The organism is Microbacterium sp. MEJ108Y, assembly GCF_000834175.1.
Lineage (GTDB): Bacteria > Actinomycetota > Actinomycetes > Actinomycetales > Microbacteriaceae > Microbacterium > Microbacterium forte.
The window spans coordinates 77,562-94,543 of sequence record NZ_JXQX01000013.1 but is presented as its reverse complement, the minus strand read 5'-3'; the positions used below and the strand labels follow the sequence as shown (position 1 = coordinate 94,543).

The following is a 16,982-nucleotide window of genomic DNA, read 5'->3' as shown; positions in this document are numbered from 1 at the left end:
GCGCCGAGTTGTCGAGCGGGCTCTCAGCCCAGGCGCCCGCCGGACTCCTCGAGGTAGCACGCACCGCACAGCGACTCGTACGTGGTGATCTCCGGCGCCGCCGACCCGTCGGCGCCCTCGTCGATGGCGACCTGATCGCCGTCGAAGACGAAGCGCCCGCCGACCACCCGGCCGTTGAAGACGGCCTTGCGCCCGCAGCGGCAGATGGTCTTCAGCTCTTCGAGAGAGTGCGCGATGGCGAGCAGCCGCGCGGAGCCGGGGAACGCGTGGGTGAGGAAGTCGTTGCGGATCCCGTAGGCGATCACCGGGATGCCGTCTTCGATCGCGATGCGGAAGAGATCGTCGACCTGCTCAGAGGTGAGGAACTGCGCCTCATCGATCAGAAGGCACGCGACGTCGAGCGCTCCACCTGTGAGGTGCTCACCTGCAGCCGCGCTGCGCACCGCCGTCCGATGCTCGGCGAACAGCGCACGGGCGTCGACATCGGGGGCGATGAGGAAGTCGACCTCTCGGGTGACGCCCAGACGGCTCGCGATCTCGGATGCGCCCTTGGTGTCGATCGCGGGCTTGGCGAGCAGCACGTGCTGACCGCGTTCCTCGTAGTTGTACGCGGCCTGGAGCAGCGAGGTGGACTTGCCCGAGTTCATCGCCCCGTAGCGGAAGTAGAGCTTCGCCACCGGGGAGCTACTCGTTGATACCGAGAGTGGCCGCTGTCGCCGCGGTGGACTTCGCCGCCAGCTCTGGATCCTTGTTCAGCTGCTCGCCGAACGTGGGGATGAGCTCACGCAGCTTGGACTCCCACCCGGGGTACTCGTCCGGGAAGCACTTCTTGAGCAGATCGAGCATGATCGGCACGGCAGTGGAGGCACCGGGCGACGCACCGAGCAGACCGGCGATCGAGCCGTCGGCAGCCGAGACGACCTCGGTGCCGAACTGCAGGATGCCGCCCTTCTTGGGATCCTTCTTCATGACCTGGGCGCGCTGACCTGCGTCGATGAGGGTCCAGTCCTCGTCCTTCGCGGTCGGCATGAACGTGCGCAGGCTGTCGACCTTCTTCGCATGGTTCTTGAGCAGCTCGCCGACCAGGTAGGTGATGAGGTCGGGGTTCGCGAAGGCGACCCGCAGCATCGGCCACAGGTTGTGCGTGCGCACCTGCGACACGATGTCGAGCATCGAGCCGTTCTTGAGGAACTTGGGGCTGAACGTCGCGAACGGCCCGAACATCAGCGAGGCCTCGCCGTCGACCACGCGCGTGTCGAGGTGCGGCACCGACATGGGCGGTGCTCCGACGGACGCCTGCGAGTAGACCTTGGCCTTGTGCTGGGCGACGATCTTCGGGTTCGAGGTCTTGAGGAACTGCCCGCCGATCGGGAACACGCCGTACCCCTTGATCTCGGGGATGCCCGACCGCTGCAGCAGCTTGAGAGCCCAGCCGCCCGCGCCGACGAACACGAAGCGCGCCTTGATCTGGTTCGGCGTGCGCCCGATGGTCGTGCGGTAGTTGATGAGCCAGGTGCCGTCCTTCTGCTTCTTCAGGCTCTTGACCTCGTGGTTGGTGCGCAGCGTCACACCCGATTCGGTGAGGTGATCGAACAGCTGGTGCGTCAGCGCGCCGAAGTCGACATCGGTGCCCGCGGGCACCCGAGTCGCGGCGAACGGCTCGCCCTTGCGGCGCTGCTGCATCAGCAGCGGTGCCCACTTGTTGATGACGCGCGAATCCTCGCTGTACTCGATGCCGTCGAACAGCGGCTGCTTCTTGAGGACCTCGTAGCGGTCCTTGAGGTACTTGACGTCCTTCTCACCGCGGACGAACGTCATGTGCGGGGTCGCGTTGATGAAGGTCGACGGCGCGTCGAGCACTCCCCTGTCGACCAGCGACGACCAGAACTGGCGGCTCTGCTGGAACTGCTCGTTGATCGAGACGGCCTTGGCCGGGTCGAGCGGAGCACCCTTCTGCTGCGGCATGTAGTTCAGCTCGCAGAGGGCCGCGTGGCCTGTGCCCGCGTTGTTCCAGGGGTTGGACGACTCCTGAGCCACATCGGAGAGTCGCTCGAAGGCGACGATCTTCCAATCCGGCTGCAATTCGTGCAGCAGGGTACCCAGGGTGGCGCTCATGATGCCACCACCGATCAAGACGACATCGACGGTTTCGGTCACCGGAACAGTCTAGTTCGAGGTCACGGCACTGCTGACCACGCGGGCCGGCCTGACCAGACCGGTTCCGCATGACGGAGATGCGGTCAGGCTATGACGGCCAGGCGCTCGGCGAGGATCTCGGCGATCTGCACGGCGTTCAGCGCCGCGCCCTTGCGCAGGTTGTCGTTGCTGATGAACAGCACGAGACCCTTGTTCTCGGGTGCGGACTGGTCGGCGCGGATGCGGCCCACGAAGCTCGGGTCCTTGCCCGCGGCCTGCAGCGGGGTGGGCACCTCTTCGAGGACGACGCCGGGCGCTGCGGACAGCACCTCGGTGGCGCGCTCGGGGGTGATGTCTCTCGCGAACTCGACGTTGATCGAGAGGGAGTGGCCCGTGAAGACCGGCACACGCACGCAGGTGCCGGCGACGCGCAGATCGGGAAGCTCGAGGATCTTGCGGCTCTCGTTGCGCAGCTTCTTCTCTTCGTCGGTCTCGTTCTGGCCGTCGTCGACGAGGTTGCCCGCGAACGGGATGACGTCGAAGGCGATCGGGGCGATGTACTTCTCGGGCTCGGGAAAGTCGATGGACGAGCCGTCGTGCACGAGACGCAGTGTGTCGCCCTGGGCGAGCACGCCCTCGACCTGGCCGAGGAGCTCCTGCGCACCGGCGAGACCGGAGCCGGAGACGGCCTGGTAGGTCGAGACGATGAGCCGCTCGAGGCCGGCTTCGGCATCCAAGGCCTTCAGCGCCGGCATCGCGGCCATCGTCGTGCAGTTCGGGTTCGCGATGATGCCGCGAGGGCGGTCGTCGATCGCATGCGGATTGACCTCGCTGACGACGAGCGGAACCTCGGGGTCGTTGCGCCAGGCGCTGGAGTTGTCGACGACGACGGCTCCGGCCTCGGCGAATCGCGGAGCGTACGCGCGGCTGGCGGTCGCACCGGCCGAGAAGAGGGCGATGTCGATGCCCCCGGCATCCGCGGTCTCGACGTCTTCGACGATGACCGTCGCTCCGCCGAACTCGATGGCCGTGCCCGCCGAGCGCGACGACGAGAACAGGCGCAGCTCGCGGATCGGGAAGGATCGCTCGATGAGAATCTCGCGCATCACGGTGCCCACCTGGCCGGTGGCGCCCACGATGGCGACGGAGAGTCCTGAGTCGGAGATGCGGGTCATGATGTTCCTTGGCGTCGTGCAGTGCTGCATGCGAGGCTTCGGGCGCGACGTCGGGGTGCGGATGCCGCGCCTGGCGCCGATGTCAGGGTTTCGGTGAGTCTATCGTGCCGTGCGCCGGTCGAGGACCGTCGAGGCCGCCGACCCGCTGGCCGGCGGCCGTACGACCGGCTGGCTGGCGCGGCACGACCGGCTGGATGATTCCCGCCCGGCGGTCAGTACCCGGGCGGAGCGTCAGCCCAGCGGGGAGATCCCCGCCGTCCGTGCTCGATCAGCGGCCGGTGCCGGCGTGGACGGTCGCCTCGGCGTCGCCGTCGAGTCCGTATGCGGTGTGCACGGTGCGGGCGGCCTCGGCCAGGTCTGTGTCTCGGAGCACGACCGAGATGCGGATCTCGGAGGTCGAGATCATCTCGATGTTGATGCCCCCGGCCGACAGCGCTTCGAACAGCACCGCCGAGACACCGGAGTGCGTGCGCATGCCGGCGCCCACGACCGACAGCTTGCCGATCTGGTCGTCGTGCACGAGGTTCTGGAAGCCGACCTCGGTCTGCTCTCCCGCGAGCGCCTTGAGCGCCGCGGCCGAGTCGGCCTTGGGAACCGTGAACGAGATGTCGGTGCGGCCGGTGGCCGACACGTTCTGCACGATCATGTCGACGTTCGCACCCGATCTGGCGACGATCTTGAAGATCTCCGCGGCCTTGCCCGGAACGTCGGGGACGCCCGCGACAGTGATCTTGGCCTGGCCGAAATCGGTGGCGACACCGGCGACGATCGGTTCTTCCATGGCTGCTGCTCCCTCGGCTTCGCGAGGGTTCTTCATGCCCTCGCCCAGAACGTATGTGCCCTCGGACGACGAGAACGTCGAACGGGCGTGAATCAGGACGCCGTGGCGGCGTGCGTACTCGACGGCGCGGATGTAGAGCACCTTGGCGCCGTTGGCGGCGAGTTCGAGCATCTCCTCGCTGCCGATGTGGTCGAGCTTCTGCGCCTTCGGGATGACGCGCGGGTCAGCCGTGAAGATTCCGTCGACGTCGCTGTAGATCTCGCAGACATCCGCATCGAGGGCCGCGGCCAAGGCGACGGCCGTCGTGTCGGAGCCGCCACGACCGAGCGTGGTGATGTCGCGGGTGTCGCGGTTGAAGCCCTGGAACCCGGCGACGATGACGATCGCCCCCTCGTCGAGGGCTTCGCGCAGGCGGACGGGCGTGACGTCGACGATGCGCGCCGCGCCGTGCTGCGAGTCGGTGATCATTCCGGCCTGGCTGCCGGTGAACGAACGCGCCTCGAAGCCCATCGAGTGGATGGCCATGGCGAGCAGCGCCATCGAGATGCGCTCACCGCTCGAGAGCAGCATGTCGAGCTCGCGCGGGGCGGGGATCGGCGCGACCTCGTTGGCGAGATCGAGCAGCTCGTCGGTCGTGTCGCCCATCGCGCTCACGGCGACGACGACGTCGTGCCCCGCTCGTCGCGTGTCCACGATGCGCTTGGCGACGCGCTTGATGCTCTCTGCGTCGGCGACTGAGGAGCCGCCGTACTTCTGCACGATGAGGGCCACGTTCACTCCCTGGGATGTCGGGCGGATCCGCCCACCCTCATTCTACGATCGGCGCATATGCGCTTCGTCGCATGTGACGCTGCGGGCGAAGTCAGGGGTGGGCCGGCACAGTTTCGGACCTCGTGACGTAGAGGTCGGCCTCTGGAGTCACGCCGCGGCGCGTAGGCCACGGCATCCGAAGGCGTGCTCGGCGGCGAAGAGGTCAGGGAGCCGGCGGAAGTGGTGTGGCGGCCAGAGCGGGGCCGGCGGATGCCTGCGGGCGGAGGCGTCCGCCCGTGGCGGCGAACCAGCAGCCCACGATGATGAGCGGGAATCCGAGGAGCAGTCCCGGGGTCAGGGGCTCGGCGAGGACGATCGCCCCGAGGACGATCGCCACGACCGGGTTGACGTAGGTGAACAGCGGCGCACGAACAGGGCCGACCTCACGAATGAGCGCGAAGAACGCCAGGAAGGCGACAGCGGTGCAGATGACGGCCAGCGCCAGGAGCGCGAAGATCGAGGGAAGCGTGGGCACCTCGTGCTGCGTGAGCAGACCGATGGGCAGATAGATCACGCCGATCATGAGCAGGGACAGCGTGATGGTGCCGAGCGAGGGGACGTCGTTCAGCTTGCGCGCGACGATGAAGGGCGCGATCGCATAGAGGATGGCGACCAGCAGCACCTCGCCGGCCGCGAGCAGACTGACCTCGCCGCCGAAGAGTCCTGGGCCGGCGACGACGATCGCGACGCCGATGAAGCCCACGAGAAGACCGATCCCGCGTGCCGGGCGCAGCACGCCCCGGTCTCCTCCGCCCAGGGCGATGAGGGCGGCGAACAGCGGCACGGTGGCGACGAGCAGACCGGTCATGCCGGAGGGCAGGGTCATCTCGGCGTGACCGAGCAGCACGAACGGGCCGGCCATCTCGACGAGCCCGAAGGCGAGCACCCAGGGCCAGTGCTTCCACGCCGCTCTCAGCGCACCGCCTCGGAGAGCGAACGGCAGCAGCAGCAGGGCCGCGATGAGAGTGCGCCCAGCGACGATGACGGGAGGCGAGAGCGACTCGACCGCGATGCTGATGAACAGGTAGGGCACACCCCACAGCAGCGCCATGGCCCCGAAGAGCAGCCAGCCGCGTCGTGTGAAGCCGCCCTGGGTGCTCACAGCACGCGCCGGCCCTCGAATGCGCGGCCGAGGGTGACCTCGTCGGCGTACTCGAGGTCGCCGCCGACCGGAAGGCCGGAAGCGAGGCGGGACACCGTGATCTGCATGGTGGTGAGCAGGCGGCTGAGATAGCTGGCCGTCGCCTCACCCTCGAGGTTGGGGTTGGTCGCGAGGATGACCTCTTGCACCGTGGCATCGGCGAGACGAGACATCAGCTGCGCGATGCGCAGGTCGTCCGGCCCGATGCCGGCGATCGGGCTGATCGCACCACCGAGCACGTGGTAGAGGCCACGGAACTCGCGGGTGCGTTCGATCGCGGCGACGTCCTTCGCGTCTTCGACCACGCAGATGAGGGCGGTATTGCGTCGGGGATCGCGGCAGATCGCACAGCGATCCTGCTCTGAGACGTTGCCGCAGATCTCGCAGAAACGCACCCGCACCCGCACCTCGACGAGAAGCTCGGCGAGCCGCGCGACGTCGAACGTCGGCGTCTGCAGGATGTGGAATGCGATGCGCTGCGCGGACTTGGGGCCGATTCCGGGGAGCCGGCCGAACTCGTCGATCAGCTCCTGGACGATTCCGTCATACATCAGGAGAACCTCGTCGGGGGCTCGTAGGGCTCTTCGCGAACGAACGTCGCGCCGAGCACCTGGCGGATCACGGCCTCACCGTAGCGCTGGACTCCCCCGGCGGGGGTGCGCTCGGTGATCACCGGGGCTGCTGCGGCCGAAGCCACTCTGCGCACCGGGGCTGCCTGCACGGGCGTCTGCCCCGCGGATGCGGAGGGAGACGCCGACTGCGCGCGGGCGGCCGCCGGTGCGGCCTGCGATGTGGGCGCAGGCTCGTAAGACGGGTCGTAGGGCGGCTCGTCGTCGAAATAGGGCGGCTCGTCGTCGAGGGGAGGCGGCGGCTCGTCTCCTCCGGAGGGCCGATCGTCGCCGGGGGTCGTCGGTGTCGCCATCGGCGCTGAGGCAGGAGCGGCCTGCGCGGTCGTCGCCGCGGCGGGTGCCGGAGCTGCCACCGGCACGGGCACTGCGACCTCGGATGCCGGGATCGACGCGACCGCCCATTCGGTCACCGGAGCGGCGGACGCACCGTGTGCCTGAGGTTGCGACGTCCGAGCAGCGGGCGTCTCAGCGCGCTGTACGTCAGCAGAAGAAGTCTGCGGAGGCGAGGGCTGAGCGCGCTGTGAACCCGCTGACGCAGGCTCCGATGCGGGCGCGTCATCTGTCGGGCGCGCCGCCGAGGGCGACGAGGGCTGGCGAGGCGCACCACCCGCGGGCATCGGCGCAGGCAGGTACTTGACGCGCACACCGAGTTCCTGCTCGATGGCTCCGCGCAGATGGTCGGACGGACCGGAACCCGGCGTCGTCCCCTTGAACTTCGCCACGTCGTGCTGGCTGGCGAAGCCGAGGGTGAGCACCTCGGTCTCTGTGACGAACGCGAGTGGCTGCACGGCGGTGGCCAGCAGCCACGACGTGCGGCTGACGCTCTCGAGTCGCTTGAGCACGGCCGGCCAGGCGGCGGTGATCTGCTCGAACGCGACAGGCCCCGACGGCGGGGCGGTCTCGGCGGTCGGTGCGGCCGGCGGCGTCGATGTCGCGTCACCCGATGCCGCGGGCTCGGCGTCCGCGTTCTCGACCACCGCGTTCTCGACCACCGCGGTCTCAGCCACGGCGTCCGACCCGACGTCAGCAGACCCGACGTCGGCCGACTCGGCGACGCGCTGGGTCCCGGCAGCGGGCGCACCGGCCGCAGCGGGCTGGACAGCCGCAGCACGGGGAGCGGCAGCGGGCTGAGTCCCCGCAGCAGGAGGAACCGTCGCGCGTGCCGGTGCCGCGGAGGCACTCTGCGCGGACGGGACGGCGGCGGCCGTCTCCGCTCCCCCTCCTGATGCCAGCACACGAGCGACCATCAGCTCGAGGTGCAGTCGGGGCGACGTGGCGCCCGACATGTCGTCGAGCGCGGCGCTGACGATGTCAGCCGTGCGCGACAGCCGCGCCGATCCGAAGGAGTCCGCCTGGGTGCGCATGCGAGCGAGCTCGTCGTCGGCGATGCCGCGAAGCACGGAGGATGCCCCGGCGCCGACCGCGGCAATCACGATGAGGTCACGCAGGCGTTCGAGCAGGTCGTCGACGAAACGACGCGGGTCCTGGCCGGTCTGCACCACGCGGTCGATGGCGGGGAACGCCGCGGCCGCGTCGGCGGCGGCGAGCGCGTCGACGATCTCGTCGAGCAGCGCCGCGTGCGTGTAGCCGAGGAGAGCGACCGCGCGCTCGTAGGCGACGGTCACCGTCTCGGAGCCCGCGGGCGAATCGGACCCGGCGATCAGCTGGTCGAGCAGCGAGAGCGTGTCTCGCGGGGAGCCGCCGCCTGCCCGAACCACCAGGGGCAGCACGCCGCGCTCAGCGACCACGCCCTCTTCACCGCACAGCTTCTCGACGTACTCGAGCATCGCGGCCGGCGGCACCAGACGGAACGGGTAGTGGTGCGTGCGCGAGCGGATGGTGCCGAGAACCTTCTCGGGCTCGGTCGTCGCGAAGATGAACTTGACGTGCTCCGGCGGCTCTTCGACGAGCTTCAGGAGAGCGTTGAACCCCTGCGGCGTCACCATGTGCGCCTCGTCGAGGATGAAGATCTTGTAACGGTCGCGGCTGGGAGCGAACGTCGCCCGCTCGCGCAGGTCGCGGGCATCGTCGACGCCGTTGTGGCTGGCCGCATCGATCTCGACGACGTCGAGTGATCCGCCGCCGGCGCGCGACAGCTCGACGCAGCTCGGGCAGGTGCCGCAGGGCACATCGGTCGGCCCCTCCGCGCAGTTGAGGCAGCGGGCGAGGATGCGCGCAGACGTCGTCTTTCCGCATCCACGGGGTCCGGAGAACAGGTACGCGTGGCCGACACGGTCGCCGCGGAGGGCGGTCATCAGAGGTTCGGTCACCTGGGACTGCCCGATCATCTCGCCGAACGACTCGGGGCGGTAGCGGCGGTAGAGGGCTGTGGTCACCAGAACAGCCTACGGCGTGCCACGGACGTTCCGGCAGCCGGGCGCCGACGATCGTGCGGGCGATCCCCGACGCGCCGCTCAGGCCGCCGACGAGCGGCGAGGAATCAGGAAGACACGGCCTCGAAGACGCCGCCGACGACTTCGACGACCCCACCTGTCGCGTCGACGAGCTCGCCGACCGCGCTCACGAGATGCACGACGCCGCCCACGAGCTCGATCACGTCGATCACGGCCCCCGCCACCTCCATGGCGCCATCGATCCCCTCGGCGACGCACAGCTCCCGCGACTCGGTCTGCAGCACAGCCGTCCACGATCGTTCGAGGCCGAAGAGCACCGCATAGGGCAGCAGTCGCTCGTTGAGCAGGAACCTCTGGAGTCGTGCGCTCGAGGCCTCAGCAGAGACATCCGCCCTCAGCTCTGCTCCCCCGGCGGATTGCGAGAACCGCAGCGGCTCCGCCTCGGCGAGGGCGATGTACTCGCGCATCCCGGCGAGATGCGCGCGCATCGGCTGCGCGGCCGGGCGGAATCGGCGCCACGGCCGCGGTGCGACCGCGATGGCGGCGATCGCGACGACCAGACCGGCGATCAGCACCACGTAGAGCGCGGCTCCCGGTTCGCTCACCGCCCAGGCGGCGACGAGCAGGAGCAGGCAGACCCCGATCACCAGCACGGCAGCGACGCGGATCAGGAACGTGGCCCACCCGCGTCGTCCCCGGGCGATGAGCCCCGCGGACGCGAGTCGCTTCTCCGTCTCGTCGAGGACTCCGCGCACTCGGCGGTGCAGCGCCCGAGCATCCGAGCTGAACCGTCGCACTCGCCCCGGAGTGTGATCCGGACCGAACAGCGCCTCGAGGACGCTGAGCTCCTCGGGCGTGAACGTCGCGCCGTCGACGATCTCCATGCCGACAGGCGCACGCTTTCGCGACCCGCCCGACTCCGCCGCATCTGCATCGACCAGCAGCCGCACCTTGCGGCGCACGGCCAGGTCGATCAGAGCGGCGGCGACCGCCTTCCGATCCGCATTCAGCAGCAGTGCGTCGTACAGCACGGTCGCGCCCTCTGCGGGCGTGAACCGCGCCCCGGGCGACGCCACGCGCTGCGCGGAGCGCGCACGCTCGACCACGGCGAGCACCAGCAGGAGCAGCGCGGGCGCCAGCCCGAACAGCGCTGCAGTGATCAGCACCCTCAGTCGATCGATTCGATGATGGGGATCGCGGTCGTGATCACCGGGACGGATGCCGACAGGCGCGTCCCGTCTTCACGGAGAGCGTCCGCGAACTGTCGCAGCGACGGGCGGCCGGGGATCAGCGGGCCCTGGTCCGCGAGCGGCACGACGACCTCGCGATCGGCCGTGGCGATGTATGCGACGTCGCGCACCGTGAACGACACCGGGTCTCCGCTGTCCACGCGGACACGCAGCTCGTCCGTCGTGAGCGTGATCTGCAATGCGGACCCCTGCCACTGCAGCGGGTACGACAGCGACGGCCAGTCGGCGGGCAGCCGCGGGTCGAAGCTGAGCTCGCCGGCGTAGTCGCGCATGCCGCCGAAGCCGCACACGAGAGCCGTCCACACGCCACCGGCGGAGGCGACGTGCACGCCGTCTGCCGCGTTGTGGTGCAGGTCGTGCAGGTCGACGAACAGCGACTGGCGGAAGTACTGCAGAGCGAGATCCTGGTAGCCGACCTCGGCGGCGAGGATCGACTGCACGACCGCCGACAGCGTCGAGTCACCGGTGGTCAGCGGGTCGTAGTAGTCGAAGTCCGCCTTCTTCTCCTCCGGCGTGAAGTGGTTGCCCTGCAGGAACAGTGCGAGCACGACATCCGCCTGCTTGAGCACCTGGAACCGGTAGATGACGAGCGGGTGGAAGTGCAGCAGCAGCGGGCGCTGCTCCTTCGGCGTGTGGGCCAGATCCCATACCTCGCGCTCGAGGAACAGCGAGTCCTGCGGGTGGATGCCGAGGCTCTCGCTGAACGGGATGAACATCGCGTCGGCGGCGCGCTCCCATCCCTCCGCCTCGCCCTCGGCGAGCCCGGTGCGCTCGACGACTCTGGCGAACTCCTCGCCGTCGACCTCCTGCGCCTCTCGCACGACCCTCGCCGCGTAGCGCAGGTTGTAGCGCGCCATGACGTTCGTGTAGAGGTTGTCGTTGACCACGGTCGTGTACTCGTCAGGCCCCGTCACGCCGTGGATGTGGAAGGTCTCGATGCCGTCGTCGTCCTTCGTGTCGGCGACGAGCCGCGAGGTGCGCCAGAAGCCGAGCGTGGCCCAGAGGCGAGCCGTCTCGATGGCGATGTCGATGCCCTCACGGCGCAGGAAGTCCTCGTCGCCGGTCGCACGCACGTACTTGCCGAGCGCGAAGCTGACGTCGGCGTTGATGTGGTACTGAGCGGTGCCGGCCGCGTAGTAGGCCGACGCCTCTTCGCCGTTGATCGTGCGCCAGGGGAACAGCGCGCCCGCCTCATTGAGCTGCGCGGCCCTTCGGCGGGCTGCAGGCAGCATGAGCACTCGCGCCCGAAGCGCGTTGCGCGCCCACTGCGGCGACGTGTAGGTGAGGAACGGGAGCACATAGATCTCGGTGTCCCAGAAGTAGTGGCCGCTGTATCCGGATCCCGAGACGCCCTTCGCAGGCACACCCGTTCCGTCGGCGCGCGCCGACGCCTGAGCGAGCTGCAGGAGGCACCAGCGGGTCGCCTGCTGGATGTCGTCGTGACCGCCGATCTGCACATCGCTGCGGCCCCAGAAGGCGGCGAGCCACTCGGCCTGCCGGTCGAACTGGGCCTGGACGCCCTCGACGGCGACGCGGTCAAGCGACCGACGGCAGCGATCGACGAGCTCGCGAGCCGGCACGCCCCGGGAGGTGTGGTAGCTGACGAGCTTGGTGACCGTGATGGGCACTCCGGCCTTCGCCTGCACGCGGAACACGTTCTTCGAGATGTCGGCCTCGATCAGCGTGCGCGACGTGTAGTCGTTCTCGGTCTCGATGATGTGATCGGCGACGACGGCGACCGTCATTCCGGAGTCGGCGACGCTGTACGACAGCGCCGAGCGCAATCCGTCCTGCCAGTACTCGCCGGGCTCGAGCACGCGCTCGGCGATCTTCTCGGCCTTGCGCGGATCGAATCCGCCCTTCGCCTGGTTGGGGGTGCCCGCGTAGACGCCGGCGCCGTCCTGGCGGTTGATCATCTGGCAGCTGACGGTGACGGGGGCGTCGGCGTTCTCGACGACGACCTCGAGACGGAGCACGGCGAGGTGACGCTCCTCGAAGCTGACGATGCGCTCATCGCGCATGCGCACGCGCTTGCCCGACGGCGTCTCCCACACCACGACGCGCTCGAGCACGCCGGTGCGCATGTCGAGCGTGCGGCGGTACTCGCGCACGTCGGCCTCGTCGAACGAGATCGGCTCGTCGTCGACGTACACGCGCATGACCTTGGCATCCGGTGCGTTGACGATCGTCTGCCCGACCTCGGCGAAGCCGTACGCCTGCTCGGCGTGCCGGATCGGCCAGGTCTCGTGCAGACCGTTGATGAAGGTGCCGTGCTCATGGGCACCACGACCCTCGATGTGGTTGCCCCTGAGCCCGAGGTAGCCGTTGCCGACGGCGAACAGGGTCTCGGCCACTCCGTCTTCGGAGTATCGCGTCTCGATGAGTCGCCAGGGGTCGACGGGGAAGCGGTCGCGGTCGATCATGCGGGGTCCTCGTTGTCGGAGCGGGTGTCCTGGTCGGCGGAGTCTGAATCGGAGCGCGCACCCTCGTCGGCGGCGGTGTCGACGAACACGTCGAGATCGCTGACGACGACGGTGGCACCGGCGGCGCGCAGCGCGTCGGCTCCGGTGCCGCGGTCGACGCCGACGACGACCCCGAACCCGGCTGCGGCCGCGGAGGCCGCTCCCGAGGTGGCATCCTCGACGGCGATGCTGCGGGCGGGATCCACGCCCAGCGCCGCGGCACCGGCGCTGAACATGTCGGCGGCGGGCTTCGAGGCGAGGTTGTCGCGTTCTGCGACGACACCGTCGACCACGACGCGGAAGAACGAGCGGAGGCCGGCGGCGGCGAGCACCTCTTCGGCGTTCTTGGAGCTGGAGACGACGCCGATCGGGATGCCGGCCGCGTGCAGCTTCTCGACGAGCGCCAGCGAGCCGGGGAACGGTGCGATGCCCTCGCCCCGCAGGGACTCGGCGAATGCGGCGTTCTTGCGATTGCCGATGCCGCAGATCGTCTCGGCCTCGGGCGGGTCGTCGACCGCTCCCCAGGGGATCTCGACGTTGCGGCTGCGCAGCAGGCTCGCCACGCCGTCATAGCGCTTCTTGCCGTCGACGTAGTCGAAGTAGTCAGCGTCCGAGTACGCCGGCGTGATCCCCCAGCGTTCGAACGCGTCGTCGAACACGACCTTCCACGCGCGCATGTGCACCTCGGCGGTCGGCGTCAGCACCCCGTCGAGGTCGAACAGGACGCCTTCGGCGCGGAGCGGATCGGGCAGAGCTTCGGGCACAGGAGCCTCCAGGAGAAGGACGAGGGGTTGTTCCGGCACCTCTCCGTGCCACTGTGCAAGCGTAGTGCGGCCCGGCGCCGGGCGGTAACCCCCGAGGCGTGTCGATCAGAGCATGCGAGAGGTCTGTCTCGCGATCTCGAGCTCCTCGTCGGTGGGCACGACGAGCACGGTGACCCGCGAGTCGTCGGTGGAGATCCGTCGGATGCCGCGCTGCCGCGCGGTGTTGCGCCCCTGATCGATCTCGACCCCGGCGAATCCGAGCGTGGCCATCGCCTCTGCGCGCACGACGGCCGCGTTCTCGCCGACCCCCGCGGTGAAGGAGATCACGTCGACCCCGCCGAGCTGGGCGATGTACGACCCCGCGTAGGCGCGCAGGCGGTGGATGTAGACGTCGAACGCGAGCGTCGACGCCGCGTCTCCGGCATCCCTGCCCGCGAGGATGTCGCGCATGTCGCTGTGCCCCGCGAGTCCCTTCAGGCCGCTGCGCGAGTTCAGGAGCACGTCGAGATCGTCGATCGAATATCCGGCTCTCCGCGACAGATGCACCAGCGCCGCGGGGTCGAGGTCTCCCGAGCGGGTTCCCATCACGAGCCCTTCGAGCGGCGTCAGCCCCATCGACGTCTCGACCGATCGTCCACCGTCGATCGCGGTCACCGATGCGCCGTTGCCGAGGTGGAAGACGATCTGCCGCAGTGTGCCGAGGTCGCGTTCGAGGAACGCGGCGGCCGATTCGCTCACGAACTGGTGGCTCGTGCCGTGGAATCCGTATCGACGCACCCGGTGCTCGGCGGCGAGCTCGGCGTCGATCGCGTACGTGTAGGCGGCCGGAGGGAGGGTCTGGTGGAAGGCCGTGTCGAACACGGCGACGTGCGGCACGCCGGAGAACACCGCCTTCGCCGCGACGATCCCGGCCAGGTTCGCCGGGTTGTGCAGCGGGGCGAGCACCGAGAGCTCCTCGATCTGCTCCTCGACGTTCTGAGTCACGAGCGTCGGCGCATAGAACCGCGCCCCGCCGTGCACCACGCGGTGACCGACCGCGACCGGAGGATGCTCGTCGAGCAGCGGACCATGCTCGGCGAACTGCTCGAGCATCACCGTGAAGGCCGCGCCGTGATCGGCGACGGGGCGCTCGGAGTCGTACGAGGCGTCGAGCATCGCCACGACCGCATCCGCAGTGGTGTCCGGACGGACCGTGTGCCGGACCGCGCTGAGGTCCTGACCTATCCGCTCGATGAGCCCTGCGGCGAGCTCGTTCTCGTTCTCGATGTCGATCAGGCTGTACTTGAGCGACGAGGACCCGCTGTTGATGACGAGGATCGCGCTCACGCCGTCGCTCCTTCGGACTGCGCCTGGATGGCGGTGATCGCCACGGTGTTGACGATGTCGTCGACCAGCGCACCGCGCGACAGGTCGTTGATCGGCTTGTTGAGCCCCTGCAGCACCGGGCCGATCGCGACGGCGCCCGCCGAGCGCTGCACGGCCTTGTAGGTGTTGTTGCCGGTGTTGAGGTCGGGGAAGACGAAGACGGTCGCGCGGCCGGCCACCGCGGAGTCGGGGAGCTTCGCCTTCGCCACCGCGGCGTCTGCGGCGGCGTCGTACTGGATCGGCCCCTCGACGAGCAGCTCCGGGGCGCGCTCGTGCACGAGGGCGGTGGCCGCGCGGACCTTGTCGACGTCGGCGCCCGATCCCGATTCCCCGGTCGAGTACGACAGCATCGCGATGCGGGGCTCGATGCCGAACTGCTGCGCGGTCGCCGCAGACGAGATCGCGATGTCGGCCAGCTGCTCGCTGGTCGGATCCGGGATCACCGCGCAGTCGCCGTACACGAGCACGCGGTCGGCGAGCGCCATGAGGAAGACGCTCGACACGACGGTGACTCCCGGCTTCGTCTTGATGATCTCGAACGACGGACGGATGGTGTGTGCTGTCGTGTGGGCGGCGCCCGAGACCATGCCGTCGGCGAGCCCGAGGTGCACCATCATCGTTCCGAAGTACGAGACGTCGGTGACGGTGTCGGCCGCCTGTGCCAGTGTGATGCCCTTGTGCGCGCGCAGCCGCGCATACTCCGTCGCGAAGCGCTCGACCATCTCGGGATCGGTCGGGCTGATCACCTGTGCCGCCGAGATGTCGACGCCGAGCTCGACGGCGCGCGCCCGGATCGCCGACTCGTCGCCGAGGATCGTGAGGTCCGCGACCTCGCGCGCCAGCAGAGTGGCGGCCGCGCGGAGGATGCGATCGTCATCGCCCTCCGGCAGCACGATGCGCCGACGGTCGGAGCGTGCGCGCTCGATGAGTCCGTACTCGAACATCAGCGGAGTCACGACGCGCGACTCGGCGAGCCCCAGCTGGGTGGTGAGCTCGGCGATGTCGACATGGGTCTGGAAGAGCCCCAGCGCGCGATCGTAGCGGCCGCGGGACTCGGGAGAGATGCGACCCCGCGCTCCCATCACGCGCACCGCGGTGTCGTAGGTGCCCAGGTCCGTCGCGATGATCGGCACGGTCGAGGTGAAGCCGTCGAGCAGCTGCACGATCGGCTCGGGAAGAGGGAAAGGGCCGTTGAGGATGATGCCCGCGACCCGCGGGAACGTGCCGGAGGCATCGGCGAGCAGCGTCGCCAGCAGCACCTCGGTGCGGTCGGCGGGGATCACCACCACCGACTCCTCCGTGAGCCGGGGAAGCACGTTGACCATCGACATGCCCGCGACCACGATCGTCAGGGCCTCGCGGCCGAGACGATCAGGGTCGCCCTTGATGAGCCGGCCGTCGACGGCCGCGAGGATGCCGTCGATCGACGGCGCCACCAGCGTGCGGTCCTCGGGGATCGCCCAGACGGGCGTGGTCTTCTGCGGACGCACCGCTGCGACCGCCTCCTCGATCCCGTCGAGCTGCTCGGGGTCGGCTCGATTCACGATCACCGCGAACAGCTCGGCGCGCTCGACCTCGAGTTCGGAGAGCGCGAGCGCCCCGATCTGCCCGACCGCGGCGGGAGTGCGGGCGGTGGTGGTTCCCAGCTGCTCGGCCTGACGCTGCTGATCGCGACCGCTCAGCACGAGCAGCACGGGCGCAGCCAGGTTCGCGGCGATCCGGGCGTTGTACCCGAGCTCTGCGGGGCTGGCGACATCGGTGTAGTCGCTGCCGATGATGACCACGGCGTCGCACTGCGCCTCGACGGCCTTGAACCGAGCGACGATCGTCGAGAGCGCCCGGTCGGGATCGTCACGCACATCGTCGTAGGTCACGCCGATGCAGTCCTCGTAGTCGAGGTGCACTCCGTCGTGCGCGAGCAGCAGCTCGAGCACGTCGTCGCGCTCGGTGACCGACCGCGCTATCGGACGGAAGACGCCGACCCGGGGCGTGACGCGCATGAGCGCATCGAGCACACCGAGGGCGATGGTCGACTTGCCTGTATGGCCTTCGGCCGAGGTGATGTATATGCTCTGCGCCACAGCTCCACCCTAGGTGCACGACCTCATGATCTCG

Annotated in this window: 12 protein-coding genes; all 12 read right to left on the bottom strand. The window is 69.2% G+C overall.

The features are described from left to right. Positions 1-23 precede the first annotated feature (23 nt). Positions 24-677: a thymidine kinase gene (locus tag RU09_RS08780; RefSeq protein WP_042539650.1), complete on the bottom strand. Its 654-nt coding sequence runs from the start codon at positions 675-677 to the stop codon at positions 24-26. A gap of 7 nt (positions 678-684) precedes the next feature. Beyond that, entirely contained in the window at positions 685-2,157 is a 1,473-nt protein-coding gene (locus RU09_RS08775) for a malate:quinone oxidoreductase (protein WP_042539648.1), read from the bottom strand. An 83-nt stretch (positions 2,158-2,240) separates the two neighbouring features. Then, complete coding sequence (locus RU09_RS08770) at positions 2,241-3,311, bottom strand: aspartate-semialdehyde dehydrogenase (RefSeq protein WP_042539645.1); 1,071 nt, start codon at positions 3,309-3,311, stop codon at positions 2,241-2,243. Positions 3,312-3,579: 268 nt separating this feature from the next. Further along, the gene (locus RU09_RS08765; protein ID WP_042539694.1) at positions 3,580-4,863 is read right to left on the bottom strand and encodes an aspartate kinase; all 1,284 of its coding nucleotides are present in this window, start codon (positions 4,861-4,863) and stop codon (positions 3,580-3,582) included. 202 nt (positions 4,864-5,065) lie between these two features. Continuing rightward, the gene (locus tag RU09_RS08760; RefSeq protein WP_052492911.1) at positions 5,066-6,004 is read right to left on the bottom strand and encodes a DMT family transporter; all 939 of its coding nucleotides are present in this window, start codon (positions 6,002-6,004) and stop codon (positions 5,066-5,068) included. After that, positions 6,001-6,594, bottom strand: a complete 594-nt coding sequence (gene recR, locus RU09_RS08755) for a recombination mediator RecR (RefSeq protein ID WP_042539643.1) — start codon at positions 6,592-6,594, stop codon at positions 6,001-6,003. The genes RU09_RS08760 and recR overlap by 4 nt, the downstream gene beginning before the upstream one ends. After that, positions 6,594-9,008: a DNA polymerase III subunit gamma and tau gene (locus RU09_RS08750; RefSeq protein WP_197065987.1), complete on the bottom strand. Its 2,415-nt coding sequence runs from the start codon at positions 9,006-9,008 to the stop codon at positions 6,594-6,596. The genes recR and RU09_RS08750 overlap by 1 nt, the downstream gene beginning before the upstream one ends. 104 nt (positions 9,009-9,112) lie before the next feature. Beyond that, positions 9,113-10,192, bottom strand: coding sequence for a DUF2207 family protein (locus tag RU09_RS08745; RefSeq protein ID WP_042539639.1), 1,080 nt, complete (start codon positions 10,190-10,192; stop codon positions 9,113-9,115). Positions 10,193-10,194: 2 nt separating this feature from the next. Continuing rightward, positions 10,195-12,699 carry a glycoside hydrolase family 65 protein gene (locus RU09_RS08740; RefSeq protein ID WP_042539637.1) on the bottom strand — a complete coding sequence of 835 codons (2,505 nt, stop codon included), beginning with the start codon at positions 12,697-12,699 and terminating at the stop codon, positions 10,195-10,197. After that, entirely contained in the window at positions 12,696-13,502 is an 807-nt protein-coding gene (locus RU09_RS08735; protein ID WP_042539634.1) for an HAD family hydrolase, read from the bottom strand. The genes RU09_RS08740 and RU09_RS08735 overlap by 4 nt, the downstream gene beginning before the upstream one ends. 105 nt (positions 13,503-13,607) lie before the next feature. Next, a complete protein-coding gene (locus RU09_RS08730) occupies positions 13,608-14,828 on the bottom strand; it encodes an acetate/propionate family kinase (RefSeq protein ID WP_042539632.1) in 1,221 nt (406 codons plus the stop codon). Continuing rightward, complete coding sequence (gene pta, locus RU09_RS08725) at positions 14,825-16,948, bottom strand: phosphate acetyltransferase (protein WP_042539630.1); 2,124 nt, start codon at positions 16,946-16,948, stop codon at positions 14,825-14,827. Before pta ends, RU09_RS08730 begins: the two co-directional genes overlap by 4 nt. Positions 16,949-16,982 lie beyond the last annotated feature (34 nt).

Bases quoted from the DNA above. Each gene is read 5' to 3' on its own strand.
- RU09_RS08770 (WP_042539645.1), bottom strand. From the start codon at position 3,311: ATGACCCGCATCTCCGACTCAGGACTCTCCGTCGCCATCGTGGGCGCC.
- recR (WP_042539643.1), bottom strand. From the start codon at position 6,594: ATGTATGACGGAATCGTCCAGGAGCTGATCGACGAGTTCGGCCGGCTC.
- RU09_RS08740 (WP_042539637.1), bottom strand. From the start codon at position 12,699: ATGATCGACCGCGACCGCTTCCCCGTCGACCCCTGGCGACTCATCGAG.